Annotated in this window: 23 protein-coding genes and 2 pseudogenes; 12 read left to right on the top strand and 13 right to left on the bottom strand. The window is 63.6% G+C overall.

The window, feature by feature from the left end; genetic code table 11:
- The first annotated feature begins 316 nt into the window (after nt 1-316).
- Entirely contained in the window at nt 317-1105 is a 789-nt protein-coding gene (locus V1273_RS12440) for a class I SAM-dependent methyltransferase (RefSeq protein ID WP_334367954.1), read from the top strand.
- Between the two features lie 232 nt (nt 1106-1337).
- Here V1273_RS12440 and V1273_RS12435 read toward each other — a convergent pair whose 3' ends face one another.
- On the bottom strand, nt 1338-1583 hold the full coding sequence (locus V1273_RS12435; RefSeq protein ID WP_334382912.1) for a hypothetical protein: 246 nt from the start codon (nt 1581-1583) through the stop codon (nt 1338-1340).
- Nucleotides 1584-2388: 805 nt separating this feature from the next.
- Between V1273_RS12435 and V1273_RS12430 the strand changes: the two genes are divergently transcribed.
- The 3 genes from V1273_RS12430 to V1273_RS12420 all read left to right on the top strand — a co-directional run bounded on the left by V1273_RS12430 (nt 2389) and on the right by V1273_RS12420 (nt 8013).
- Nucleotides 2389-3072: an alpha/beta fold hydrolase gene (locus tag V1273_RS12430; protein ID WP_334369232.1), complete on the top strand. Its 684-nt coding sequence runs from the start codon at nt 2389-2391 to the stop codon at nt 3070-3072.
- Between the two features lie 1062 nt (nt 3073-4134).
- Nucleotides 4135-5514 (top strand): cation-efflux pump, encoded by a 1380-nt coding sequence (locus V1273_RS12425; protein ID WP_334409770.1) that lies wholly within the window; start codon nt 4135-4137, stop codon nt 5512-5514.
- A gap of 189 nt (nt 5515-5703) precedes the next feature.
- On the top strand, nt 5704-8013 hold the full coding sequence (locus V1273_RS12420) for a sensor histidine kinase (protein WP_334367951.1): 2310 nt from the start codon (nt 5704-5706) through the stop codon (nt 8011-8013).
- 1 nt (nt 8014) lies between these two features.
- On the opposite strand, the gene V1273_RS12415 is transcribed toward V1273_RS12420, so the two are convergent.
- Nucleotides 8015-8905, bottom strand: a complete 891-nt coding sequence (locus tag V1273_RS12415) for a LysR family transcriptional regulator (protein WP_057847652.1) — start codon at nt 8903-8905, stop codon at nt 8015-8017.
- A gap of 120 nt (nt 8906-9025) precedes the next feature.
- Here V1273_RS12415 and V1273_RS12410 point away from each other — a divergent pair.
- Both V1273_RS12410 and V1273_RS12405 read left to right on the top strand, forming a co-directional pair.
- A pseudogene (locus V1273_RS12410) lies at nt 9026-9439 on the top strand (formate dehydrogenase accessory sulfurtransferase FdhD); the annotation flags it as partial.
- Nucleotides 9429-9642, top strand: a pseudogene (locus V1273_RS12405) (formate dehydrogenase subunit delta). The pseudogenes V1273_RS12410 and V1273_RS12405, both read left to right, overlap by 11 nt.
- A 90-nt stretch (nt 9643-9732) precedes the next feature.
- Here V1273_RS12405 and V1273_RS12400 read toward each other — a convergent pair.
- Complete coding sequence (locus V1273_RS12400) at nt 9733-10509, bottom strand: DUF4394 domain-containing protein (protein WP_334409769.1); 777 nt, start codon at nt 10507-10509, stop codon at nt 9733-9735.
- Nucleotides 10510-10662: 153 nt separating this feature from the next.
- Here V1273_RS12400 and V1273_RS12395 point away from each other — a divergent pair, with 153 nt between their 5' ends.
- From V1273_RS12395 to V1273_RS12385, 3 genes are all read left to right on the top strand, one after another.
- Nucleotides 10663-11241, top strand: coding sequence for a sigma-70 family RNA polymerase sigma factor (locus tag V1273_RS12395; RefSeq protein ID WP_334409768.1), 579 nt, complete (start codon nt 10663-10665; stop codon nt 11239-11241).
- On the top strand, nt 11238-11990 hold the full coding sequence (locus V1273_RS12390; protein ID WP_334382917.1) for an anti-sigma factor: 753 nt from the start codon (nt 11238-11240) through the stop codon (nt 11988-11990). The genes V1273_RS12395 and V1273_RS12390 overlap by 4 nt, the downstream gene beginning before the upstream one ends.
- 626 nt (nt 11991-12616) lie before the next feature.
- A complete protein-coding gene (locus tag V1273_RS12385; RefSeq protein ID WP_334367947.1) occupies nt 12617-12838 on the top strand; it encodes a hypothetical protein in 222 nt (73 codons plus the stop codon).
- Between the two features lie 34 nt (nt 12839-12872).
- On the opposite strand, the gene V1273_RS12380 is transcribed toward V1273_RS12385, so the two are convergent.
- From V1273_RS12380 to V1273_RS12355, 6 genes are all read right to left on the bottom strand, one after another.
- Nucleotides 12873-13067 carry a hypothetical protein gene (locus V1273_RS12380; protein WP_334409767.1) on the bottom strand — a complete coding sequence of 65 codons (195 nt, stop codon included), beginning with the start codon at nt 13065-13067 and terminating at the stop codon, nt 12873-12875.
- A gap of 133 nt (nt 13068-13200) precedes the next feature.
- Nucleotides 13201-16137 (bottom strand): bifunctional [glutamine synthetase] adenylyltransferase/[glutamine synthetase]-adenylyl-L-tyrosine phosphorylase, encoded by a 2937-nt coding sequence (locus V1273_RS12375; protein WP_334409766.1) that lies wholly within the window; start codon nt 16135-16137, stop codon nt 13201-13203.
- On the bottom strand, nt 16134-17600 hold the full coding sequence (locus V1273_RS12370; RefSeq protein WP_334409765.1) for a sensor histidine kinase: 1467 nt from the start codon (nt 17598-17600) through the stop codon (nt 16134-16136). Before V1273_RS12370 ends, V1273_RS12375 begins: the two co-directional genes overlap by 4 nt.
- Complete coding sequence (locus V1273_RS12365; RefSeq protein WP_028348885.1) at nt 17584-18264, bottom strand: response regulator transcription factor; 681 nt, start codon at nt 18262-18264, stop codon at nt 17584-17586. The genes V1273_RS12370 and V1273_RS12365 overlap by 17 nt, the downstream gene beginning before the upstream one ends.
- Nucleotides 18265-18555: 291 nt before the next feature.
- Nucleotides 18556-20151, bottom strand: coding sequence for a Do family serine endopeptidase (locus V1273_RS12360; protein ID WP_334367943.1), 1596 nt, complete (start codon nt 20149-20151; stop codon nt 18556-18558).
- A 171-nt stretch (nt 20152-20322) separates the two neighbouring features.
- Nucleotides 20323-21201, bottom strand: a complete 879-nt coding sequence (locus V1273_RS12355) for a LysR substrate-binding domain-containing protein (RefSeq protein WP_334367942.1) — start codon at nt 21199-21201, stop codon at nt 20323-20325.
- A 113-nt stretch (nt 21202-21314) separates the two neighbouring features.
- On the opposite strand from V1273_RS12355, the gene V1273_RS12350 reads away from it, so the two are divergent.
- From V1273_RS12350 to V1273_RS12340, 3 genes are all read left to right on the top strand, one after another.
- Nucleotides 21315-22052: a TSUP family transporter gene (locus V1273_RS12350; RefSeq protein WP_334409764.1), complete on the top strand. Its 738-nt coding sequence runs from the start codon at nt 21315-21317 to the stop codon at nt 22050-22052.
- 94 nt (nt 22053-22146) lie between these two features.
- A complete protein-coding gene (locus V1273_RS12345; protein ID WP_334409763.1) occupies nt 22147-22587 on the top strand; it encodes a hypothetical protein in 441 nt (146 codons plus the stop codon).
- Nucleotides 22588-22599: 12 nt separating this feature from the next.
- On the top strand, nt 22600-23115 hold the full coding sequence (locus V1273_RS12340; RefSeq protein WP_334367939.1) for an MAPEG family protein: 516 nt from the start codon (nt 22600-22602) through the stop codon (nt 23113-23115).
- Nucleotides 23116-23156: 41 nt separating this feature from the next.
- On the opposite strand, the gene V1273_RS12335 is transcribed toward V1273_RS12340, so the two are convergent.
- From V1273_RS12335 to ccmE, 4 genes are all read right to left on the bottom strand, one after another.
- Nucleotides 23157-23678, bottom strand: a complete 522-nt coding sequence (locus tag V1273_RS12335) for a DUF1993 domain-containing protein (RefSeq protein WP_334409762.1) — start codon at nt 23676-23678, stop codon at nt 23157-23159.
- 75 nt (nt 23679-23753) lie between these two features.
- A complete protein-coding gene (locus V1273_RS12330; protein WP_334409761.1) occupies nt 23754-24251 on the bottom strand; it encodes a cytochrome c-type biogenesis protein in 498 nt (165 codons plus the stop codon).
- A gap of 4 nt (nt 24252-24255) precedes the next feature.
- On the bottom strand, nt 24256-26238 hold the full coding sequence (locus V1273_RS12325) for a heme lyase CcmF/NrfE family subunit (RefSeq protein WP_334409760.1): 1983 nt from the start codon (nt 26236-26238) through the stop codon (nt 24256-24258).
- Nucleotides 26235-26726 (bottom strand): cytochrome c maturation protein CcmE, encoded by a 492-nt coding sequence (gene ccmE, locus V1273_RS12320; RefSeq protein ID WP_057848143.1) that lies wholly within the window; start codon nt 26724-26726, stop codon nt 26235-26237. Before ccmE ends, V1273_RS12325 begins: the two co-directional genes overlap by 4 nt.
- Nucleotides 26727-26762 lie beyond the last annotated feature (36 nt).

The raw sequence follows: 26762 nt of genomic DNA, 5'->3' as shown, positions 1-26762 counted from the left end.
GAGTGTGGACTGCGTTACACGCAGGAAGCGGGAGCAGGAGCGACGTGTTGGTCGCCCTGATTCTTGATTGACGCGTAACAACAGTCGTAGGCGGATTAGCGCAGCGTAACCCGCCATCTTGCTGCAGATGCAGCGGCGGATTACGCCTGCGGCTAATCCGCCCTGCGCGCTGCGCGCTGACATGGGCCGCGCCGCCAGCCACGTCTGCAATAAGCCAATTTCAGGCCAAGCGCGCGTCCGCGCGGCTGTGGCAACACGACTAGGGTAATGGTACCGTTGAGCGGTGCAATTGGGGGCCGCGGCAGGAGCTTCAGCAATGGTCGAACAAGAAATTCGATTCGATGACGGTGCCGCCTATGAGCAGATGATGGGAGTCTGGAGCCGACTCGCTGGTCAAATCTTCCTTGATTGGTTGGCGCCATCCCCGGGTTTGCGGTGGATCGACGTCGGCTGCGGCAACGGGGCCTTCACTGAGCTATTGGTCGAGCGATGTAGCCCCGTGGAGGTCCAAGGTATTGATCCATCTGACGCGCAGCTCGCTTTTGCACGCACACGAACTGCGTCGCGCCTGGCACAGTATTGTAAGGGCGATGCTATGGCGCTTCCCTTCGGCGATGGCAGTTTCGATGCAGGCGTGATGGCCTTGGTACTTGTGTTCGTTCCGGACCCCGCGAAGGGCGTTAGCGAGATGGTTCGAGTAGTTCGCCCGGGCGGTGCAGTCGCGACCTACATGTGGGACATGCTGGGTGGCGGGTTTCCGCTAGATCCAATCCTCCTTGAGATACAGGCAATGGGCATTGCGCCTCCGCGCCCACCACGGATGGACGCGTCTCGAATGGAAGCGTTACGCGACTTGTGGATCGGTGCAGGCCTCGAGGACGTGCAAACGCGGGAGATCACCGTAAGCCGGACCTTTGCAAATTTTGACGATTTCTGGATGACAAATCTCAAGTCCCCTTCGCTTGGGCCTACGGTTGCCGCTATGCAATCGAGGGACGTTGATACGCTCAGGTTACGGGTGCGTGCTCGCCTACCAGCAGGCGCCGATGACCACATAACATGTGATGCACGCGCGCATGCGATAAGGGGGCGCCGGCCCAAGTAGCTGAGCAGCCTCGGTCAAACTCGGAAGTCCGGAGATGCAACCGGGAGATCTGCCTTGCCCGCGTAAGCAGACATCGTCAGATCCGGTTCGTGAAGAGTCGACATTGAACAGGGAGAGCCTTGCTTTGAGGACGCATCAGGTCACCACTGGTGATCTGCAACAGATTAAGGGAGGCTGCCATCTGGGCAGCCTCTCTCCATACCTTGAAGCTATCCCCACCCCCCTGCCCCCGTCATGGCGACTCATCCCAACGTGGAGATGAAACGACAAGGCTCACGTCCATCCCGAACTCACGTGTGGGCTTCCGATCGGTCTTGAACAACCATTGTGCGGCCTCGGCGTTCGTGGCGCAGCGCTCGAGCCAGCGAGCCACGAGAAAATCAACCCGCGCGGCAAATCGCCGTCGAGCCGCTGCCAGCAAAGGCCTCGCGCCCAAGCTCTGATCGGATGGTCTCTTGACGTCGTTGCGGGCGTTCATCTTGCCCTCCTGCCGGTTCGGCGGAGGGAGCGGCCCTGCGCCGAGAGTTACACTCTTGCTTTGCGGATCAGCCCCGCTTCGAGCTGAAAGTTCGGGCCCCACGCCATCACGGACATGCACGACCAATCGGCCAGCCGAATAAGCGGCCGGACGCGGGCGGCAGTCTCTGCGATGTGTGTGCGTGCGTTGCGCATTACGGTCCTCTAAGAGTGCAGGCAATTTCACCCGCGACGAATGTCATGATCTAAACGCAGAGAAAATTCAGCCCGTCAATGTTTTATGCGCACGAGGTGCGGGATTTGTTGCGCGCTAGTAATTTTTCGAACGTCAGCGGAGCCGGCTGGGATCGAAAATTTCAGGCTGTGGTCAGTTGGCGGACGTGGCGGTTTACTTCGCCATGTCCGGCCTCCCCCGGAAGCAGACACACCAATCGGAGTGGTTGGCATGTCCGCTGGGGCCAAACAAGCGGACGATACCTGTCGCGAAGCCCGTAGGCACAATTGAGGAATAATGCGACCTTGAACGAATTGCCCGAAGCGCCGACGCACTGCAGCCGATAAGCCATTCATCGATCCCCCGCGGTCGGCACTGTAGTCGCCGGCTGCTGACAACGTCATGTCAGCAGCTCTGGTGTTCGAGATGGGAATGATAGTGCGGTTGGAGGCCCGGGGGCCTTCACCGGATGGATACGGATGTACCGAAGGCGACATGCACCCCTTCCGCGCCCCGCGACCGTGCAGTACCATAGTGTCCGGCGGGACGTGCCGAAGCCCTACTTATTTCGCAGCAAACTCGCTTGGCATTGATGACCACCTTCGTTCTAATCCCTGGAGCTGGCGGTGCCGCATGGTATTGGCATCGCGTCCTACCATTGCTCCGGCAAGCCGGTCACGAGGCGCTCGCCGTCGATCTACCCGGTGACGACGCTCACGCAGGGCTACACGCCTACGCCGACCTCGTCGTCGCCTTGATCGGAAAGCGAAAAGACGTGGTGATCGTTGCTCAATCGATGGGCGCATTCACGGCAGCGCTCGTGTGCGCTCGCGCTCGGACGCCGATTCGCATGCTCACCTTCGTGAACGCGATGATCCCTCTTCCCGGCGAAACGGCCGGTGAGTGGTGGGGCCATACTGGGTGGCTCGAAGCGCGGCAGGCTGCAGCCAAGCGTGGTGGCTACAGCGTCGAGTTCGATCTCGCTACGTATTTCCTTCATGATGTGCCAAAGGATATCGCCGAAGAAGGAGCCGCGCACGAGCGCCGGGAGTCCGAGATCGCCTTTAGCGAGCCCGCGAACTTCCAAGCGTGGCCTGACGTTCCGATTCACGTCGTGGCCGGTCAAGACGATCGGTTCTTTCCGCGCGACTTTCAGGCACGCGTGGCGCACGAGCGGCTCGGCAAGACCGTCGACGAAATCCCAGGCGGCCACTTGGTTGCGCTCTCCCATCCACGCGAGCTCGCCGAACTCCTGCTTGCCTACCTCGTGAAATAGGGCATGCGAGCTCGACAAGCCGTCGGCTCAAAAGCCGACACAGGCAAGACCAATGTGGTGTCTGCTATAGCCCAGCTACCGACTCATGCAGCACAGGTTTTAGTCGGCATTAGTCCCCTGCTTGGCCGATGTTTTTCAGTGCGCCGCCTTGGTTCTATCGGTTCAGAAGCTAGCAATGGCAGTGCGGCTCTGTCCTGCTGGTTGGGCAAATAACCGGCGTGCACGAAAAATCGATTTTTCTCGAATAATCAATTTTCGCTAACAACTTCAACGTGATTTGCCCCGTCCAGTCGTCGCATCAAAAATATTCAGCTTCGCCGCAGACCCAAATCACGCTTACAAATCCCGCCGTCCTGTCCCGACAAGAGGGGCGTTGGCCATCGTCACGAACGTGGGGCGGGATGCGGTGGACGCGGCAGCGTCGGCGCGAGAAGTTGTTCGCAGGGCGGCTCTTCGGCCGTGAGCGGACACGGCGCGCAGGACGTACGGCGCTGAAGCGTACAGCAAAACCGTGTGGTCCTGGCACCCGTGGCTGGTGTCAAGCTGACGGAGGTGCGTCGAGCCCAACCGGGTTCGACAAGCCTTTAATCCGGCAGCGATGGAGGCAAGAGGAATTCGTCTCCAGGGAGAGCGCGGTATAAGCCGTAAAACCACTGCGCAGGGAATGCCGGAGTGCCTCGGCTGTACCTGTATGCTCGTGTGCGTTTCTTTTGCGCTACTTGCACACGAGACCGCGGGTGCAGCAAGCACCCGGCATTCCCTGCGCCCTCTTCCAGTAGGGCGGATGAATTTGCAAAGCTCGGGCGGATCGCGCCGCGAGAATGCGGAGGCGTGTCCAATGCGCGCAAGCCTATCGTCAACCACAGATGTCCATGTTGCGCGACGCTGGAGCTACAGCTTCGCCTACAACAGGCATCGGTGGCTATGGGTCCCTGCTTTCGCAGGGACGACGCGAAAATCAACTCGGAACAATTCGCAACAAATCGCTCCTGCAAGTGAGTGGCGATTGCGCATCCAACTGTCAGCTTTAATCCCACACAGCGCCCTGCTAAACCGCTGGCCATGACCACTATCCCCACCATAAAAACCAACGTCGCGGCGATCTCGATCTTCGCCAGCGCCGGCATGGCTGCGGCGAAGTTCGCGGTGGGTATCGCGATCGGCTCGCTCGCGCTGATCTCGGAGGCGCTGCATTCCTCCGTCGACGTGATCGCGACCGTCATCACGTGGCTCGTGGTGCGGGTATCCGACCAGCCAGCCGACGAGGAACATCATTACGGCCACGGCAAGTTCGAGAGCCTGTCGGCGCTGTTCGTCATCGCACTGCTCTACGTGCTGGCCGGCGGCATCCTGGTCGAATCCTGGAGCCGGCTGCGCGAAGGTGCGCCGCCGCCGACGATATCGGCTGTCCCCTTCGTCGTGCTGGTGATCGATATCGCGGTCAATTTCTGGCGCGCGCGGGCGCTGCATCGCACGGCGCGGCAGACGCGGAGCCAGGCGCTGGCGGCGGACGCGCTGCATTTCGCTTCCGACGTGCTGGGATCCGTCGCCGTCATCGCCGGCCTGGCGCTGACCGGGCTCGGCTATGCCTGGGGCGACTCGGTTGCCGCCATCGCCGTTGCCGTCATGATATCGATCCTCGGCCTGAGGCTCGGGCGCTCCACCGTCGAAACCCTGCTCGACCGCGCGCCGGCGGGCGCGTCGGAAAAAGCGACCGCGGCGATCCGCGCGGTGCCCGGCGTGGTCGGTGTCGAACGCGTGCGCGTGCGCATGGTCGGGCCGACGCATTTCATCGACGCTATCGTCAAAGTGCCGCGCACCTACCCGATCGACCGGGTCGAGGCGATCAAGAAGACCGCGCAAGTCGCGGTCACGCAAGCGCTCGGCGACGCCGACCTCACCTTCACCGCGGTGCCGGTCGCGCGCGACAATGAGAGCGTGCGCGAGCGCATCATGGTGATCGCCCGCAATTCCGGCCTCGCCGTCCACCACGTCACGGTGCACGATCTCGGCGCCCGGCTGATTGTCGGCATCGACCTCGAAGTCGACGGCGACACGGAACTCACCGCCGCGCACGCCATCGCCCACGACCTGGAGCGCAGCATCCGCGAGGAATTTGGCGAGGACGTCGAGGTCGACACCCACATCGAGCCGCTCGGGCCGGAATTGCCGCACGGCACCGACGCTGCGCCTGAGCGCGTCGAAACCATCAAGGCCGCGCTGTCGCGCTTTGCCGGCGGCAACGGCGCGATCCATGACATTCACAATGTGCGGGTCCGCGACACCGATGCGGGCGAAATCGTCAACTTCCATTGCCGCGCCGCACCGTCGATGAGCGTGATCAAGGTGCATGAGAACGTCGACGAGATCGAGCGCGCGCTGCGCCACGCGTTCCCGTCGATCAAGCGCGTCATCAGCCATGCCGAACCGCCGCGCGCGTAGGTTTGCGCCCGTTCCCGTTTCGGACTCGCATCGAGCGTGCCTTAATTCGTGTTGGACAAGATTTATTTCGAATTAACGAATCGTTGACTCTCGACAGCCCGAAAAAAGTGGATTCAAATCGGCATGATTCGGAAGCTACGGGGTGCTTCCGGACAATGTGCAAAAGAGCCTTCGGCGGGGGTCTAAAGCATGGCGCGCGCGCATGCGGCGAACGCGTGTGTCCAATCCGATTCGATCAAAGGATTGGCGCAATCGATCGCAAAACCTGCCTACCACCGGCTGCTCACCGCAGAGCCGGCGCTTCGCCGCGCCGTGCCCACGCTCATCATCGCCTTCCTGATCACGATCTGCCTCGGCGCCTTCGTGCAGGTGATCGACCAGAGCCGGCAGAAGCGCGCCGCCATGAAGCGCGATCTCTCCGCGCTCACCGAGCTCCTAGCCGAACGGCTCGACCGCTTCGCGTCGGTCCGGCAGGATCGCGCCGCCAATATCGAACGGCTGCAGAGCCTGCTGCCGGACCTGATCCCGGCCTGGGGCGCTGCGAGCGGCCGCCACGTCATCATCACCGGCTCGGACCACCGGATTCTGGCCCGCGTTCCCGTCGAAGGCAGCCTTGGCGGCGATCGCATCCTCGACGTCATCAGCACGGCGCAACTGCTCGCCACGCCCGGCCAGCAGGGCGTCGTCAGCGACATGACGCTGCCGAACGGCAACGGCGCCATGGCGATCTCGCGGTTGGTCAAATCACTGCCGGGCATGGTCATCGTCATCCAGGAACGGAACGAGCCGCTGTGGGGTTCGGATGCCGCTCTGTCGGTGACGCTGTCGGCCACCACCGGCTTTGTCGTGCTGATCCTCGGCTTCGCCTTTCACTGGCAATCGACCCGCGCCCGCGAGGGCGACCTGATCAATGACGCAGTGCGCGGCCGGATCGATACCGCGCTCAACCGCGGCCGCTGCGGATTGTGGGACTGGGACCTCTCGCGCGGCCGCATCTTCTGGTCGGCATCGATGTTCACGATGCTCGGCCTCGACTCCCGCAACGACCTCCTCACCTTCGGCGAAGTCAACGCGCTGGTGAAATCCGACGACATCGACCTGTTCGCGATCGCCGACCAGATGATCGCCGGCAAGATCACCCACATCGACCAGAGCTTCCGCATGCAGCACACCGGCGGCCACTGGATCTGGCTGCGCGTGCGCTGCGAGCTCAGTCACACCTCGGCCGATGGCGGGCTGCATCTGATCGGCATCGCGGTCGACATCACCGAGCAGAAGAGCCTCGCCGAGAAGACCGTGGAAGCCGACCTCAGGCTGCGCGACGCGATCGAAACCATTCCGGAAGCCTTCGTGCTGTGGGACGCGGAAGATCGCCTCGTGCTCTGCAACTCGCATTTCCAGCGCCTGCACAAATTGCCCGATACGGCGGTGACCCCCGGCACGTCGTACGAGACCGTAATCGAGGTCGGCAGCATGCCGGAGGTTCGCACCAGACTGCAGGAGACCGGCGCGCAAGCGCCGGGAGCCCGCACATTCGAGGCGCAGCTCGACGACGGAAGCTGGCTGCATATCAGCGAGCGCCGCACCAAGGACGGCGGCTACGTCTCGGTCGGCACCGACATCACCCGGATCAAGGAGCACGAGCAGAAGCTGATCGAAAACGACGCCCGCCTGCGCGCCAACGTGCTCGATCTGAAGCGCTCGCAGGCCGAGCTGGCCGATCTGGCGGAAAAATATTCGCAGGAGAAGAACCGCGCCGAGGAAGCCAACCAGGCGAAGTCGAAATTCCTCGCCAATATGAGCCATGAGCTGCGCACCCCGCTGAACGCCATCATCGGCTTCTCCGAGATCATGGGCAGCGGCATGTTCGGCGTGCTCGGCTCCGACAAATATCAAGAGTACTGCCACGACATCCTCACCAGCGGCAAATACCTGCTCGAAGTCATCAACGACATCCTCGACATGTCGAAGATCGAGGCCGGCCGCATGAAGCTCGACATGGAGCAGCTCGATCTGTCGAAGATCCTGGCAGAGTCGCTGCGCGTGGTATCCGGGCGTGCCGAGGACAAGCACCTGACGCTGGACGCCGATATCGAAAGCACCATTTCCGTGATGGCCGACCGCCGTGCGGTCAAGCAGATCTTCGTCAACCTCCTGTCCAATGCCGTAAAATTCACCCCCGACGACGGCAAGGTCACGGTGCGCAGCCATGTGCTACCCAACTCGATCGTGCTGATGATCGCCGATACCGGCATCGGCATCGCGCCCGCTTCGCTGCGGCGGCTGGGCAAGCCGTTCGAGCAGGTCGAAAGCCAGCTCACCAAGACCTACCAGGGATCGGGCCTCGGATTAGCTATCGCGCGGTCGCTGACCAGCCTGCATGGCGGCACGATGCGGCTGCGCTCCAAGCTCGGCACCGGCACCGTCGTCCGCATCGTGCTGCCGCGCGAACCGCAACAGCCGAAGCCGAAAGCAAGGGCCGAGGCCGAGGCGGCCTGATCTACGCCAGGGTCGGCGCCACCTCGCGGGCGACCTGCACCAGCGCTGCGATCAGCGGCGTCATCGGATCGCGCTGCGGGATCACCATGCCGATGCTGTAGTCGACGACGGGATCGACGATCGGAATGCTGCGGACGGAGTCAGCCAACCCCAGTGTCTCCGCAAGCTTGGCCGGCATCACGCTCGCCCAGCGCCCGGTCTTCACGTGCGTGTAGAGCACCAGCAGCGAGTTCGAGGTCAGCGTCGGCGTGGCCTCGGCTCCGACGGAGGCCAGCGCGCGATCGATGATGCGGCGGTTCTGCATGTCCGGCGTTAACAGGCACAACGGCACCTGCCCGACCTCCTTCCAGGTGACCTGCTTGCGGTCGCCGAACATGGCGTCGGGCGCCGTCAGCAGGCGATAGCTTTCGTTATAGAGCGGAATGGTGCGAACCTTGCCGATCGGCTCGTTCTCGATATAGGTCAGCCCGGCATCCACCTCGAGATTTTCGAGAAGGCCCAGCACATCGGCCGACGTGCAGGACTGGATGCGAAAGCGCACGTCCGGGTATCGCGCGCGGTACGGCGTGGTGAGCTGCGCCACCATGCCGAGCACGGTCGGGATCGCGGCGATCCTGATTTCGCCGGAGAGCTTGTCCTTGAGGCTGTTGATCTCCTGCCGCATCGCGCGGGCGTCGCCGACGATGCGCCGCGCCCAGTCGAGCGTGCGCTCGCCCTCCGGCGTAAAGCCCTGGAACCGGGAGCCGCGCTGCACCAGCATGACGCCGAGAATTTCCTCAAGCTGCTTGAGGCTGGTCGACATGGTCGGCTGGGTGACGCCGCAGGCTTCCGCCGCCCGCCCAAAATGCCGCTCCTTTGCCAGCGCCAGCAGAAGTTCAAGCTTGTCGATCACCGAGAAATCCCACGAAATTTGGCCGTATGGGCGGTCGCCCAAGTGCCACAAATAGCACGGGCGCGAAGGCGCCAATACTTCAAAACGGCGTCCGAGGGACGGAAATTCGACATTCATATTGTCCAATTTTTTATCCCATTGCAGCAGATCAACATCCAGACCCGCGCGGTGCATGCGGCGGCATTCTGGACGCCTGCGCACGGCCTCGTGGCGTTGCGGGAGGACGTCGGCCGCCACAACGCGCTCGACAAGATCGCCGGCGCGCTGGCGCAGGCTGCCATTCCGGCCGCCGCCGGCATAGTGCTGCTGACCAGCCGCGTCTCAGTCGAGATGGTGCAGAAGACCGCCGCGATCGGCGCCCCGCTGATGGTCGCGGTGTCAGCACCGACCGCGCTTGCCGTTCGCATCGCGGGTGCCGCCGGTATCACGCTCGCGGCCATCGCACATGCGGATGGATTTGAGATCTTCACGCATCCACAGCGGATTGCGGTTGCACAACATACTGGCGCTGCCGGAGCCGCCCATGTCGCCTGACCGTTTGATCTACATGGCCAATCAACTCGGCAAATTCTTTCAGAGCCAGGGACAAGATAAGGCCGTGCCCCGGCATAGCCGAGCACATCAGAAAGTTCTGGGACCCGCGGATGCGCAAGGCGATCTTCGCCCATCTGGACAATGGCGGGACCGGGCTCGATCCCAATGTCCGCAACGCGCTCGAGACGTTGAAGAAGGCGTAAGCACCTGGCTGAGCCCGAATTCACCGGAAAGTTCTGCCGGTCGCGCAAGCAACCGGCAGAATCCCGGCGTCCGGAGATGGCAGCGGTCGGCTACATTCCCATGATGGCGATGTCCTTGACCGTGCCGCTGACGCCGGCGATCTTTGCAGCCTCGGTCGCCTTTCCGGTCGCGAGGTCGATGCTGTAGAGCGTGCCGCCCGCCATCAGCCAGGCTTCGTTCTTGCCGTTACCGTCGGACCAGATGTCAAACCCGACGGTATCCGCCTTGATCCCGAGCTTGCCGATCGCGCCGAGCACGCCGTCATTCGGCGGCGCCTGCTTGATCAATCCGCCGATGGTGCCGTCGATGTTGAACAATGCCGTTTCCTTTGCGCCCTTCACCGAATTGATATAGGCGCCGGCGACGATGTTCGGCTTTTCGCCCTTGTGCATGTCGCTATCGGCAAACTTGTGATCGCCGTCCTTGGTCACCTTGCCGTCATCGACATTCGCCCGCAGGTTCATCCCGTCCGCGCCCATCACACGCAGGCGATCCGCCACCGGGTTGAAATCGACCGTCGCGGCTACGCCCTTGGCGAGCATGGTGTCAAGTTTGGATTTCGTCGTGGCCTTGCCGTCCATCGCAATGGTCACAATGGTGCCATCGTCGACCAGTCCATAGAGCATGCCGTCAGCCGGACGTACGTCGATGCCGACCAGCGCACCGGAAATGCCGGTGACCTTGACCGACCCGGTCGCCTTCTTCTGCGCGGTATCGACCATCGCAATGGTGTCGCCGCCGATCAGGGCTGCGACCTGCGCGGCGTTGGCGGCTGCGGATGACAGCAATAGTGCGGCCGAAGCGGCGAAAATCGAACGATAATTCATTGGTGAGCTCCCTGTGTTGCTATGATCCTCTCGGGACCAACACAGCGGGTACCGGCGGCGCGGCGAAACGGATGCAGCACACTGAAAATTATTTTCGACACATGCATCCAAATGCCGCATCTCAAGGTAGAACAACTATGCAAGGGCATAGACATGACTGGAAATGGCACCATCACCGCCAACCTGCAGGCTCCTGCCCTGTTCGATGGGGAGCGCGAGGCGCAGCTTACCGCGGCCCTGGCGCGCTGCGCGGCCGGCGACCGCACCGCATTGCGCGTGATCTACGACAGCGAGGCGCCGCGCATGGTCGGCATCGCGCGCCGCATCCTGTTTCGGCAGGACCTAGCGGAAGAAGCGGTGCACGACGCCTTTATCCGGATCTGGCGCGGCGCGGCCGGCTTCGATCCGCGCCGCGGCAGCGCGCGGGGGTGGCTCTATGCGGTGGTGCGCAACCGTGCCCTCAGTATTCATCGCGATGAGCACCGCTACGAAGCATCCGATGAAAGCGTCGCGGATGTCGACTGCGAGACCACTCTGTCACGGATGCCGGAGACCAGCGCGTTGCGCCGGTGTCTCGAGCAGCTCGACCGCCCCCGTCGCGACGTCGTGGTGCTCGCCTATGTTCACGGTATGAGCCACGGCGAATTGGCGGGACGGCTCAAGGTTCCGCTCGGCACGGTCAAGAGCTGGGTACGGCGTAGCCTCTTTGCGTTGCAGGAGTGCATGGGATGAACCCGCACGAAGCCGATAACGCCATGGCCGCCGATTACGTGATGGGCCTCCTTGACGGTGCAGAGCACGCCGCCGCCGAACGGCGCATCGCAACCGACCAATCGTTTGCTCAGGCTGTCAGCGCGTGGCGGGAACGGCTTGCGGACCTCGATCTCACTGCCGAGGAAACTCCACCGAGCCCGGCGCTTTGGCAGCGCATCGTGGATGCAACCAGAATCGCGCCGATCGACGCCCTGCCCTCCGCACGCGCCGCGCTGCGCGGCGCCACACTGTGGGACAACATCCGGTTCTGGCGCGGCCTCGGTATCGGCGGAGCCTTCGCCGCACTGCTTTTTGCGACAATCATGATCGGTGCGTTAGCGACGTCGCGCCAGCTTCGTCATGACATGATCGCGCTCGCCCAGCGCAAGCCGATTTACGTCGCCGTGCTGGTGAACGACACGACGAAAGAGGCCGGCGCCATCGTCAACGCCTTTTCGAACGGCCGGGTCGAGTTGATACCGTTGCGGCCGATCGAGGTTCCTCCCGGCCGAACGCTGCAGGTTTGGACCTTGTGGGATCGCGCGATCGGCCCGAAGTCGATCGGCCTCACCGGTCAGTCGCGCACGCTGCAGCTCGACCTGGAGTCGCTGCCGGAAACCGCGCAAGATCAACTGTTCGAGATCACGCTGGAGCCCGAAGGCGGCTCACCCATCGGACGACCGACCGGCCCAATCCTGTTCAAGGGCAACGCGGCACGGGCCTTGTAGCCGCCCTAGCCTTGTAGCCGCCCTAGAGGGAAAGTGGCCGGCCGTCCGGTTTCAGCACCAGCCCTTCTTCCAGTGACCCGGCGGGCAGCCACGGCCGCGCCAACCGACTTTTCGGCCGCGGCTCCAACCAAACGGACGGTAACCGTGGCCGCGGCCCCAACCATGCCCGCGGCCGTGCCCGCCCTTTACTTCGATCAGATCTCCCTTGACCAGAGAGTCGTGGATCAGCGGGTAGCCGCGGGGCATCGCCGTTGCCGGGGACATGAAAGCGATTGGTAGTGTGAGTGCGATTCCAAATAGTAGTTTGCGCATGGGCCGTCCCGCTCCAAGGGTTGAAGACGCCGCTCTCAAGCAGGAAAAAGCGGCAATAGTTCCACGCGATTGAGGCGAACGTCCGAAAGCCGCCATTGGTGCACCGTTCCCATCAGAAAAATCAGGAAGGACGGTCGATCGGCAGGGCGCCATTTTTCACCTGCAACCGAAAAGGTTGGGAACGATATCCATCGTCCGGCGTTGCAGGAGGGAGCAGGTAGTTCAGGAAAAGGAGAAATCCACCGGAATTATCAGCTCAAAAGCCCCGTCAGTTATCTTAGATAGCTGGCGGGGTTTTGATTGGGGAGAGGCTCGTGCCCTACGCGCTGTTTGCCGACGACAGGCAAATCGGTCCTGGCCTGCCGACTGAGGCAGAGGTCTGGAAGCAAGCCCTCGACGCTTCCCTGATTTCCGATCTTTCCGTTGCCGACGAAGCCGGCGGGGCGATTCTGTTGACCCGCTATCACGTGAAAGAAATCAGGGAAGAGTATTGCGCGCCGGATCCGGCCTGGAGGCTTCCGGACGAAATTTCCTGACGCCGCCTTGCCAGGGCTTCACGCAAAGTCCCTGCTATGCCTGCTTGACAAAGGTCAGACCGCTCACGGTCAGCCGTTCCTCGCTGGTTTCGCCTTCGGCCATCAGCCTTTCAAGGTAGGTTTCGAGTTCCGGCAGCTTGCGGTCGAAATCGGCACCAAAGCCCGTCAACTCGCAGGTTTTCCTGATGCGCTCGATGGGCCTGTCGAAAATGTTGATCTCGGTATGCATCCAGCCTCCGAATGACGGTGGTTCCGGGCGATCTCACCGGCGGCGACGATCGTACCTCTACACTTGGGAGCGACCGGGAACGGCTTCAAGCTTCGGACACAAATGTCATCGCAACGCAAATCGAACGGAAACGTCAACCGCCGCCGACAAGCGCCTGAAACACCCGCCGTACCTCGCCTTGCGTCTCGCACAGGCGCGCTTCCAGCGTCGAGAAATCCGGCGTGTCGCCGGCGCGCGCCATGACGCGCAAAAGGTTCTCTCCCGACGTCTCCGGCTTGAATTTGCCGGTGACGCAAAGCCTGAGGATCTGCGTCAGGTCGTGATAGAGCCGCGCCGCCGAACGCAAAATCTCGGCGTCGGATGGCGCCAGCACGCCAAGGCGTGCGGCGTTGTCAAGCACCTGCAGCGTGGAAACGCTGAGGATCTCGGGCTTTTCCGAGGCGTGAACGAGCTGCAAATACTGCGCGATGAAATCGATGTCGACCAGGCCGCCGGCGGCCTGCTTGAGGTTCCAGATGTCGTCCTCGCCCTTCTCCAGCGCAATCGCCCGGCGCATGTCCGCGACGTCGCCGGCGGTCGAGGCCGCATCGCGCGGCCGCGTCAGCACACTGCGGATCGCGTCCTCGATCTCCTTCCGAAACGCCGGCGAAGCCGAGATCACTCGCGCCCGCGTCAGCGCCATGTGCTCCCAGGTCCAGGCTTCGCGTTCCTGATAATCGGAAAAGGAATCGATCCGCGACGCCAGCGGCCCGGCGCGGCCCGACGGCCGAAGCCGCATATCGACTTCATAGAGTACGCCGTAATTGGTCCGCGTCGTGAACGCTGAGATCAGCCGCTGGGTCAGCCGCGTAAAATATTGCGCGCCGTGCAGCGATCGCTCGCCGTCGGAATCGGGATTGTCCGTGTCGAAATCATACAACAGGATCAGGTCGAGATCGGAAGATGCCGTCATCTCGCGGCTGCCGAGCCGGCCCATCGCGAGGATCGCGGTCTCCTGTCCCTTGATGCGGCCGTACTGGGTCGCGAACTGGTCTCTCACCAGGCCATGCACGGTGTGCACAATGCCTTCGGCGACGTCGGCAAAGGCGACGCCAGCGTGCTGGGCGGAAACCGTGCCGGACAGGATCCGCGTGCCGATCAAAAACAGGCTCTCCTGCCCGAACAGCCGCAGGCGATCGAGGAAGTCTTCGTAAGAGTCCGCGTCCTTCAGCGTCGCCGCCAGCCGCGCCGACAATTCCTTCCGGTCCGGCATCGCGCCGAAGAAACGAGGATCGATCAAGCCGTCCATGATCTGCGGCTGGCGCGCCAGCATGTCGCCGAGCCTCGGCGCCGCGCCGAGGATCAAGGCCACCAGCGCGACCAGGTCGCGGTTCTGGCTCAACAGTGAAATCAGCCGGCCGCCGCGCTGCAATGCGCCGAGAAAACGATCGAACGTGGTCACGGCGTCGTCGGGATCTTCGGCATGCGCGAGACCGAGGATCAGGCCGGGCACGAATTCGATGAAGGCAGCCTTGGTCGCCTCGTTGCGGAGCGCGCGATAGTTGCCCTGCATCCAGTGCTGCAGGGTGCCAGCCACCGCGACGGGCTTCTTGAAGCCGAGCATCGTCAGGTGATCGAGCAGACGCGCATCCTCAGGCCCGCCGGCATAATTGAGCTGCGGCAGCTTCACCGTGCCGGTCGGATCGCCCTCGAACAGCTTGCCGTAATGCCCCTGCACGACGTTGAGATGGCCGAGCAAGTCCTTCGCAAAGGCCGCCCGGCTCTCATAGCCGAAGAAGTTCGCAAAACGCTCCACAGCCTCGGCATCTTCGGGCAGTGCATGGGTCTGCTCGTCCGCGATCATCTGCAGTCGGTGCTCGACGCGGCGCAGGAACTCATAGGCCGCGGTCAACTCGTCGTGGGCCTGAAAGCTGATCCAGTTGCTGGTCGCCAGCACCTGCAACGCATGGAGCGTGGGGCGCACCCGCAGTTCCGGATGGCGACCGCCGGCAATGAGCTGCTGCGTTTGTGCGAAGAACTCGATCTCACGGATGCCGCCGCGGCCGACCTTGACGTTATGACCTTCGACCGCGATCTCGCTCTGGCCGCGATAGGTCTGCATCTGCCGCTTCATGTCGTGGACGTCGGCGAGCGCGGCAAAATCCAGATGCTTGCGCCAGACGAACGGCGACAGTTCCGCGATCAGCGCCTCGCCCGCTTTGGCGTCGCCGGCGCAAACACGCGCCTTGATCATCGCGGCGCGTTCCCAGGTCCGACCTTCCCGCTCGTAATAGTGCAGCGCCGCCTCGGTCGAAATCGCCACCTGCGTCGAGGCTGGATCGGGCCGCAGGCGCAGATCGACGCGGAACACGTAACCCTCGCCGGAGCGTTGCTGCAGCAGGCGGGCGAGCGCCTGCGTCACCCGCACGAAGAACGGCGCCGGCTCGATGTCTGCGACCAGCGAGGTGCGGGTGGGATCGAAAAACACGATTAGGTCGATGTCGCTGGAGTAGTTCAATTCGCCCGCGCCCATCTTGCCCATCGCGAGCACGATCAATCCGCTGTCCTCCTCCGGCCGGTCATGATTGAGCGCCGTCATGCGGCCGCGCGTGACCTCCTGACGTAGCAGGAAGCGCAGCGCCGTCTGCACGGACACGGTTGCAAGATCGGTCAGCGCCGCCGTCACCCGCATCACCGGCCAGACCCCTCCGATATCGCACAGCGCGATCAACAACGCGGCTTCCGACTTCATGCGGCGAAGCAGATGCATCACGTCGGCCTCGCCCGCGGCCGCGAGTACGTCGCGCGTGCCTTTCTCGATCAGCGAGGTGAGATGTGGTTCCGGGTCGCATGCCAGCAAACGCAGCAGCCGAGCGGCGTCAGTCCGGATCAAGTCGAACAGGTATGGCGAGAACTCGGCGATGCCAAGCAGGATGGTCCTGGCGAGCGGGCGATCCAGCCACGCCATGATCTCAGCCGATTGCTCCGGCTCCAGTTCGGCGAGCCAGTCTCCCAGGCGTTGTTCGGCGTTACTGCTGGCTGCGACATGCGGCCCGCTGACGAACCGCGCGGCCAAGGCGGAGGAATTCATGCCACCTTCTGTGGCACATCCTGCGTTTGAGCCGCAAGTCTGTTGGCCGCGGCAGATAGCGCCGGGACTACCAGCGTCGCGGTCAGGCCGGGCCGGGAATCGCCGAGCCTGAGTTCGCCACCATGCAAGGTCGCCACTGCGGACGCCAGGCTGAGCCCGAGGCCGGAACCCGGCAGCGTGCGGCTCGCCTCAAGCCGCACGAATCGCTCGACCGCGTGCTTGCGATCGCCTTCGGGAATGCCCGGTCCATGATCGGTGACGCTGAGCAGCACGTGGTCGCCTTCGCGCCGCGCCTCGATCAGGATCTCCCGGGTGCGCGCCGCGGCGGCAGGGTCCAGCGGCTGCACCACCGGCGAGGGCTTGCCGTACTTGATGGCGTTCTCGACCAGATTGGCAAGCGCCTGGCTGATCAGTTCGCGGTTGCCATGCAGCCGCGCGGTCGCGGTTCTGACGCGGAGCGTCATGCCGTCGTCCTCGGCCAGCGGCTCATACAATTCGTGGATGCCCTTGGCGACGTCGGCCGCGTCGAAATCATCCATGTTGCCGCGCGCCTGCCCGGACTCGGCGCGCGCGATCATCAACAGCGCGTTGAAAGTGCGGATCAGGCCGTCGGATTCCTCGATGGTCCGCTCCAGCGCTGCGCGGTATTCGGCCTCGCTGCCCGAACTCGCCAGCGCCTCCTCGGCGCGGTTGCGCAAGCGCGTTAGCGGCGTCTTGAGGTCATGGGCAATGTTGTCGGAGACTTCCTTCAGCCCCATCATCAGGGTCTCGATGCGCTCCAACATGGCGTTGAGGTTTTCCGCGAGACGATCGAGCTCGTCGCCGGAGCGCCCGACTGGCAGCCGCCCCGAGAGATCGCCCGCCATGATGCGCCTTGTGGTGCCGGTCATGGCATCGATCCGCTGCAGCACCCGCCGCGCCACGAAGATGCCACCGCCGATGCCGAGCACGATGACGACCAGCAGCGACCATTGCGCGGCGTTGGCGACGATGCCGAACAGCCGGCGGCGCTCCTCCAGGTCGCGGCCGACCAAGAGACGAAAACCGTTGGTGAGTTCGGTGACGCGCACCAGCGCGCGGTGATCCGCGGTGTCCTGCTCGTCGAGCCGGCGATAGCCGGTCTCCGACCAGCCGGTTGAGGCCATCACACCCGGCGCCAGCGCGCCGACATTGCCGCCGATCGCTTTTCCCTCCGGCGTGGTGACGAGATAGAGGTTGGCGCCCGGCCGCAGCGCCCGATTGCCGAGCGTGAAGACGAGGCCGCGCAGGCCGCGACGCGTGTAGATGTCGGTAATCTCCGCGGTTTCGGCATTCACCGTGGCGGTGATCTGCTCGTTGATCAGCCGCCGCGTATTCCAGGCGAAATAGCCGAGCAGCGACGCCGCAAACAGCGCGAACAAAAACAGATAGACCAGCGTCAGCCGAAACGCCGTCGTGCGGACCAGTTTACCGAAGGCCGTCACGGATCATGTATCCGGCGCCGCGGATCGTGTGCAGCAAGGGCCGATCAAAGCCCTTGTCGATCTTGGAGCGCAGCCGCGAAATGTGCACGTCGATGACATTGGTCTGCGGATCGAAATGGTAATCCCAGACGTTTTCGAGAAGCATGGTGCGGGTCACCACCTGGCCGGCATGCTTCATCAGATATTCGAGCAGGCGAAACTCGCGCGGCTGCAGCGTCAGTTCGTCCTTGCCGCGGGCGACACGATGAGAAAGACGGTCGAGCTCGAGATCGCCGACGCGGTAGGTGGTCTCCTCGGCCGGGCCGACATTGCGGCGCGACAGCACTTCGACGCGGGCCTGCAATTCGGCGAATGAATAGGGCTTTGGCAGATAGTCGTCGCCGCCGGCGCGCAGGCCCTTGATGCGGTCGTCGACCTGGCCGAGCGCGGAGAGGATCAGAACCGGCGTGCGAATGCCCTTGTCGCGCAAGCTCCCGATCACCGACAGTCCGTCGCGCTTGGGCAACATGCGGTCGACCACCAGCACGTCGTAATCGCCGCTCTCGGCCATCGATAGTCCCTCCTCGCCATCGCTGGCGAGATCGGCGACATAGCCGACTTCACGGAACGCCTTGACCAGATAGTCGGCGGACTCGCGGTCGTCTTCGATGATCAACAGGCGCATCTGAGTGACGGGTGTGGGGATTGCTGCGGGAGCGCTCACAGGATTTGGTTCCTCTCACCATGGCGCGGCCGCCCTGCACATGCAAGGCGACCGCGCAGTATCGCAATCAAGTGAAAAGAGCGGGCGATGAGGCTGGGGGACCTCACCGCCCTTAGGCCCTTCCGACGGAGGGGGGCGTATTCCGAAGGAAGGTTGCCAGAGGGAGCGAGTTTTGGACCCGCTCCCCGGAAGGAGACGTCGGCGGGGGCGACGAATGCCGGCGTGACCCTCCATCTGGTATCTAGTCCTCGTTTAGCCCTTCGCCAGCGGCACCGCGACGAAGCGCGACGAACCGCCGCTCTTCACGCGCATGAGAACGCTGTTCTTGTTCTCGGTACGCGCGGCGTCGATTGCCTCACGGACTTCGCTCGGGCTGCCGACGGTCTTGCCGGCGACCTCGAGAATGACGTCGCCTTCCTTGAAGCCGCGCTCGGCCGCCGCACTCTTCGGGTCCACCTCGGTAACCACGACGCCCTCCCTGCCGGCGCCGGCCACGCTGTTGGCGGGCGCAACCGTCAGGCCGAGCTTCGGCACGTCAGTTCCCTTGGTTGCGCCGCCCTTGTCTTCCTTGCCGATGTCGGCCTTGGTCTCGACCGTGTTCGGCAACTGGCCGAGCGTGAGGTTGACGACCTTGTCCTGGCCCTTTTGCAGCACGTTGAGCTTGACCGCGGTGCCGGGTGCGAGACCGCCGATGGTGCGGGCGAGTTCCCTGGCATCCTTGACCGGCTCGCCATTGACGGCGGTGATGACGTCACCGGACTGGATGCCGGCCTTGGCTGCCGGACCATTCTGCTGCGGTTCCGCCACCAGCGCGCCTTGGGCCTTCTTCATGCCGAGACTGTCGGCGATTTCGGAGGTCACCGGCTGGATCTGGACGCCGATCCACCCGCGGCTGACCGAGCCCTTGTCCTTGAGCTGGGCGACTACCGACTTCACCGTCGAGGCAGGGATCGAGAACGCGATGCCGACGCTGCCGCCGGACGGCGAGTAGATCGCGGTGTTGACGCCCATCACCTCGCCATTGGTGTCGAACGCCGGACCGCCGGAATTGCCCTTGTTCACGGGCGCATCGATCTGGATGAAATCGTCGTACGGACCGTTGCCGATGTCGCGGCCGGAGGCCGAGACGATGCCGGCGGTCACAGTGCCGCCGAGGCCGAACGGGTTGCCGACCGCGAGCACCCAGTCGCCGATCCGCGGCTTGCTATCGGACAGCTTGGCGAACGGGAAATCGGAGCGGCCCTCGACCTTGATCAGCGCCAGATCAGTGCGCTGATCGGTGCCGATCACCTTCGCGGTGTAGGTCTTGCCGTCTTCCATGGTGATTTCGACCTTGTCGGCGCCGTCAACCACGTGGTTGTTGGTCACGGCATAGCCGTCAGGCGAGATGAAGAAGCCGGAACCCTGACCCGTGACCGGGCCACGGGGGCCACGTGGTCCGCCACGCAGGCCGGGCGGCAAGCCATCCGGACCGCCGAAGCGGCGGAAGAAGCGCTCCATCGGCGAGCCCGGCGGGAACGGCGAGTCCTCGTCCTTGTTGGCGCTGTCGTCCTTGGAACTCTTGTCGGCGATGTTGATCTTGACCGAAATCACCGACGGTTTCACGCGCTCGACAATGTCGGCGAAACCGATCGGCCGCTCGACCTTGCGAACCTCTGTATTGACCTGCGCTTGCGCCGCGCTGGCAAAGATATCAGCCGGGCCCTGCTGCGGCGAGAAGCCATACACGGCAGCGCCAAGGCCGGCGACGACGGAGGCCATCAGCGCGAATTTGCGGGCGGAGAACAGCGAACGGCGGGCTGCGCCGTTTGACGGTAGCGAGGAAAGATCGACGGGACGTTCGGTCATGTCTGTAAAATCTCCAGAGCGTGAATTTTTCATTCTTCTACGGTGCGGGGGTTGGCACCTGTCACATCGGAAGATGGGGCCTGCCGCCTTACCGCGCGCTGGCTAGGGAATTAAACTTTGGTAATGCGGGGACTTGTGGATGCGGCAGAATATCGCAGGTAAATCAGCCGGTTAAGACGACGCCTGGAAGCTTCTTCGCAACCAGTCGCGAAAGGCGATGAGACCCGGATCGGTTTCGCGGAACGGACGATACACCAGGTACCAAGCCTGTCCCTTGGGAACAGAAATCGCAAATGGCGCAACCAGGCGCCTCATCGCGAGGTCATCTTCCACATACGGTCGCAAGCCGATGGCAACCCCGACGCCATCGAGCGCAGCCTGCAAGGCCATTCCGTAATTGGCAAAGCTTGGGCCGAGCGCTTTGCGGCGCAGTTTGACACCCGCTGCGGCCAGCCATAACGGCCAGTCTTCCGGCGAATGCACGACCTGCAGCAAGTTCTCGTTGGCCAGATCCGACGGCTTGCCAAGCCGCCGTGCCGTCGCGGCGGTGCATACGGGAAAGAGGTCAGCCGAAAACAACGGCTCGGCCGCCAGTCCGGGCCAATCGCCATTGCCGAGCAGGATTCCGCAGGTCCAGTCGTCCTTGAAGGGATTGATCGCGCCACCGGTCGCGAGCCGCACCTCGATGTCGGGATGCGTGCCGTAAAAGCTCGCAAGGCGCGGAATCATCCAGCGCACCGCGAAGGAAGGTCCGACGCCGATCGTCAAGACCGGCGTGGTCCGCATCGCTGCAACCTGCTCGACGCTGGCAGCGATCGAATCGAACGCCGCAGTGAGGCTCGGTTGCAGCGCCTTTGCTTGCGCGGTGAGCGCAAGGCCGTTGGGAAGCCGCTGGAACAGCTCGAGACCGAGCCGGGCCTCGAGCAACCGCACCATGCGGCTCACCGCCGCTTGGGTGACATTCAGTTCCTGGCTCGCACCCACGAAGCTTCCATGGCGCGCCGCGGCCTCGAAGGCACGCAAGCCATTCAGCGAAGGCAGACGGCGCATGGGAAGCCAACCCTTAGACTAACTTTTCCTTAGCCTATGGCTGAACTAAACGCGTTTGCGAAGCTCCTGTCAAACGCGCATTGAACGGCATCGGATTCAACCGGACGACGCCCATGCTCAGCCTCCCGCTCGCGGCGGGATTCGCCGCCGCCATCGTATCGACCTCCTTCATCTCCGGCATCTTCGGGATGGCCGGTGGTATGATACTGATGGGAATTTTGCTGATTTTCATGCCTCTTGCGCCGGCCATGATTTTGCACGGCCTGGTGCAGGTGGCCTCGAATGGCTGGCGGGCCTGGCAATGGCGCGCGCATATCGATTGGCGGATCGTTGCCCATTATGCCGCCGGCGCCGTCGTCGCAGCAGCCGCGGTCGGCGCCATGGCGCTTGAGGCGAGCAAGGCGATAGCCCTAATTATCGTTGGCGTGAGCCCCTTCCTGGGACTTCTGCTTCCCGGCCGACTCGCGCCCGACATTGGAAAGCCCAGCCATGGTCACGGCTGCGGCGCCCTGTGCACCGTGCTGCAGCTCCTGGCCGGGGTTTCCGGTCCCATCCTCGACGTGTTCTTCGTGCGCTCGCCGCTCAACAGCCGGCAACTGATCGCCACCAAGGCCGCAGCGCAAGTGATCGGACACTTCCTGAAGGCCGCCTATTTCGGCCACCTGCTTGCCGGCGGCGAGACCCTGTCGCCGATCGCCGTCATCGCGGCGATTCCGCTTGCGATCACCGGAGGATACCTTTCCCGGTTCGTGATCGAGGCGATCAGCGAGACACGATTCCGGACCTGGTCGCGCTACGTGATCGGCGCGGTATCCACCGTCTATCTGATTCAAGGCGTGGTGCTGCTGTGACCTGCGCCGTGCAGATTGACAGAAAACCGGTGTCCTCCCTGCCAATTCACCTCAGGTCTTCATCTCATACGCACCGTCACAACGGAGGTCTCCAATGACTATCGCCATCCGACACATCATCCTGAGCGCCAATGCAACGTTTCTCCTCGCAGCGTCCGCGGGCGGCTTTGCAAGCGACGTGCGCGGAATCTTCTTCGGCCTTGGGCCGGTCGCGCGTGTTGTGGCCGAGGCGCCCTATGCCGGACTTGGCTTTATCGAGGCGCACGGCCTAGCCTTCATCATGGGCATCCTGATGTGGCGCGCTCAGCCAGCGCGCGGCTGGCACCTCGCGGCTGCAGCCATTCATGTTCTGCTGGGGACCGCCAATCTGATATTCTGGCAGCTCTTCATTGTGTCCGACATGCTGCTGGTCGGTTACGTCACCACGGCGCTGCATGGCCTGTTCGTCGTGCTGCAGATGTCTGCCGCGATCTCGGCCCGGATGCCGGACAGCGCTGCGCTTCACGCCGGTCCGATTTCGTGCGGCTATCGATAGTGGAGACGCCCCATGACCCATGAACAGAAAACCGTTGCGATCGGCGCCGCCAGCGGCGCGCTGACCATGGTGGCTGCAATCGCCGGTATCTCGCTGATCTGGGCGGATACCTCGGCCCTGGCCGATGTCGCCAGTCGGCTTGCCTACGCCCTGAAGGCAAACGCCCTTGCCGCGATTCCGCTGATGGTCGGCACTATCACAGTTGCCAACAACCGCTTCCTCAGCGAAGCGATCGATCCGACACTGCACAAGGAGGATCAGGCGACGCTGGTCAACGGACGTGTGCTCGACAACACGCTGCAGCAATATGTGCTGTTCGTGATCGGCACATTGGCTCTGAGCGTCAGTCTACCGCCGAGCCAGATCAAGGTCATTGCAGCGGCCACAATTGTCTTCATCGTTGCCCGATTTGCATTCTGGATCGGCTACCGGATCCACCCGCTCTATCGGGCGTTCGGCATGGCGGCCACGATGTATCTCAATATCGGCATTCTCGCCTGGGCGGGCTGGAACATCCTGCGGAGCTGAATTGCATCAACTGAATTTTCCGCAGCCGGCGGGTGCCGCGCTCACTTCTTCATCTTCAGCCGCCCCATGAAATCCCTTTTGCCGAGCGGCACGCCGTTGGTGCGCAGGATGTCGTAGGCGGTGGTGGCGTGGAAATAGAAATTCGGCAGCGAGAACGACATCAGGAAGCCCTCTGCGGTGAAGGGCAGCTTGTGATCACCGATGTGAAAGACGACGTCGCGGCCGCCGAGCGCGTTGACTGCCTCCGGAGTCCAGCCCTCCAGAGCCTCGCGGGTTTGCGCGACCAATCCCTGCAATCCCGCATAATCGTACGGCGTGCTGGACGCGGGCGGACGAAACTCTCCGCTTTGCACGCCCTCGATAGCGCCACGCGAATGCTGCGCGACGGAGATGATCTGGAAACGCAGCGGCAGCATGTCGGGCGCCAGACGCGCCTCGACCATGCTATCCGGATCGATGTTCTTTTCGCGGAAATGAACGAGGCCGCGGTCGAGGAAACCGCTGACCGCGCCAAGGGTCTGCAGATAGTTCGCCACGCTGGCGTCGTAGAGTGAAAAGGCCATGTCCGGTTTCTCCCTCGTTACGTTTATTTTGACAGGGAAGTCATAGCTGAAGCCTGCCCGCTTGCAACGGTGGGCTTAAGGCTTCTTGTCCGGCGCATCGGCTGCGAGCAAGCGCTCCAGCCTCGCCTCTTCCTCTTCCGTCAGATGCAACAGCGAAGGATCGGTCGCGCTGCCGGCATTCGAACGGCGGCGGCTGTAGAACCAGAGCGCCAGCCCGCCTCCGGCCAACGCGAGCGGCGGCAGCAGCCAGAGCAGCAGCGTATGCGGCGTGAAGCGCGGCTTCAGCAGCACGAACTCGCCATAGCGCGCGACCAGAAAATCGATCACCTGGCTGTCGCTGTCGCCGGAGGCGATCCGCTCGCGCACCAACAGGCGCAGGTCGCGCGCCAGCGGGGCGTCGGAATCGTCGATCGACTGGTTCTGGCACACCATGCAGCGCAGCTCGCGCGACAGGTCGCGAGCTCGCGCCTCCTTTGCCGGATCGGCCATGATCTCGTCGGGCTGCACGGCGTGAGCCGGCCCGCAGAGCGTCGCGGCGACAACCAGCACACATGCTGCAATGAGGCGCTTCAAGGCCCTACTCCGCCGGCTGCAGCGCGCGGGCGGCCTTGGCCGGCTTGGGCGCGCCGACGCGCAGGCGGCGGTCCGAGAGCGACAGCAGACCGCCGAACGCCATCAGGACAGGGCCCCACCAGATCAGGAGCACCAGCGGCTTGTGATAGATGCGCACCGCGATGGCGCCCTCCGCATTGGTGTCGCCGAGCGATACGTAGAGCTGGCTGGCGCCGCGGGTCAGCAGCGCGGCCTCGGTCGTCGACGAGCTCCGCGTGGTGAAGTTGCGCTTCGATGGCATCATCACCTGGAGCGTTTCGCCGTCGAGTGCAACCGTGAACTGCGCGATCATCTCACGGAAGTTCGGTCCCTGCCGTTGCGTGATCTCGTCGAGCTTCAACTGATAGCCGGCGACGCTTGCGACATCGCGCGGCTTCATCGTGCCGATATATTCGCTATTCCAGGTGGTCTCGCAGACGATGCCGATCAGCGCGACGCCAATGCCGGCATGCGCGAACGCCGTGCCCCAGGTCGCGCGCGGTAGCCCACGCGCACGGGCCATCGCGGTGGCCAAGGGGACGCGGAACAGCGCCACGCGTTCGGCAAGATCACTCAAGGCGCCGCCAATCACGAATATCGCGAGCCCAATCGCCAGCGGGGCGAGCGTGGCTCCGCCATGGGTCCATGCAAACAGCACCGCAATCGCGACCAGCGCCGCGATGCCGGCCGCGGTCAGCCGCTGCGCTGCGCCGAGGAGATCGCCGCGCTTCCAGGCCAGCAGCGGCGCAAACGGCATGGCGACCAGGAGCGGCACGAACAGCGGCCCAAAGGTCAGGTTGAAAAACGGTGCGCCGACCGAAATCTTGTCGCCGGTCAGCACTTCCAGCGCCAGCGGATACAGCGTTCCGATGAACACGGTGGCGCAGGCGGAGGTGAGAAAGAGATTGTTGAGCACCAGCGCGCCCTCGCGCGAGACCGGCGCGAACAGCCCGCCCTGCTTCAGCGCCGAGGCGCGCCAGGCATACAGCGTAAGACTGCCGCCGATGAACAGGCACAGGATCAGCAGGATGAACACGCCGCGCGAGGGATCGGTCGCGAACGCGTGCACCGAGGTCAGCACGCCCGAGCGCACCAGGAAGGTGCCAAGCAGCGACAGCGAAAACGTCAGGATCGACAGCAGGATCGTCCAGACCTTCAGCGCGTTGCGCTTTTCCATCACGACGGCGGAATGCAGCAGCGCGGTGCCGGCGAGCCAGGGCATCAGCGAAGCATTCTCGACCGGATCCCAGAACCACCAGCCGCCCCAGCCCAGCTCGTAATAGGCCCAGTAAGAACCCATGGCGATGCCGAGCGTGAGGAAGATCCACGCCACGAGCGTCCACGGCCGCACCCAGCGCGCCCAGGCCGCGTCGATCCGGCCTTCGATCAAGGCGGCGATCGCGAACGAGAACGAGATCGAAAATCCGACATAGCCGAGATAGAGCATCGGCGGATGCACGGCCAGCCCAATGTCCTGCAGCACCGGATTGAGGTCACGGCCCTCGATCGGCGGGCTTGCGATGCGCAGGAACGGGTTCGACGTGACCAGGATGAACAGATAGAACGCAGCCGCGATCCAGCCCTGCACGGCCAGCACATGGGCGCGCAGCGACAGCGGCAAATTGATGCCGAAGGCGGCAACCAGGCCGCCGAACAGCGCCAGGATCGACACCCACAGCAGCATCGATCCTTCGTGATTGCCCCACACGCCGGTGGTCTTGTAGAGCAACGGCTTCATCGAGTGCGAATTCTCGAACACGTTGACGACGGAAAAATCCGAGTTGACGTGCAGCATCACCAGGGCCGTGAACGAGGCCGCCACGAACAGCAATTGCGCCAGCGCCGTGGAGCGACCGACGTTCATCAGCGCAGGATCGCCCCAGCGCGCGCCCAGCATCGGAACCGTGGACTGGATCAGCGCAAGTGCGAGCGCCAGCACCAGCGCGTAATGCCCCGCTTCCGCGATCACTTCGCGGTCCCCTGCACCGGCGCAGATGCGGCCGTGGCGCCGGGCTTCGCGCCGTAGTCGTCCTTCCAGTGCCCCTGCTTCTTCAGGGCGTCGGCGACGTCCCTGGGCATATAGGTCTCGTCATGCTTGGCCAGCACGGTATCGGCCTTGAACACGCCTGACGCATCGAGCGCGCCCTCGGCGACGACGCCCTGCCCTTCGCGGAACAGGTCCGGCAACATTCCCTTATAGGCGACGGGCAGCGTGGCGCTGCCGTCGGCGATGCTGAAGTTCACGGCAAGGTTGTCGCCGCGCACCAGCGAGCCCGGCTGCACCAGGCCGCCGAGGCGGAACCGCTTGCCGGGCGGGATATGCTTTTCCGCCGCCATGGTCGGCGTGGAAAAGAACACGATGGAATCGCGCATCGCGTTCAGCACCAGCGCCGCCGCAACCGCAAGCACCGCGAGCGAACCGCCGATCATGGTCAAACGCCGCTGCTTGCGCGTCATCAATATCCCCTGCCTTCGTCTTTGGGTTCCGCCATC

This window comes from Bradyrhizobium sp. AZCC 1721, from assembly GCF_036924715.1.
Classification (GTDB): domain Bacteria; phylum Pseudomonadota; class Alphaproteobacteria; order Rhizobiales; family Xanthobacteraceae; genus Bradyrhizobium.
The sequence above is the reverse complement of the archived record's forward strand: the minus strand, read 5'-3'. Positions and strand labels throughout refer to the sequence as shown.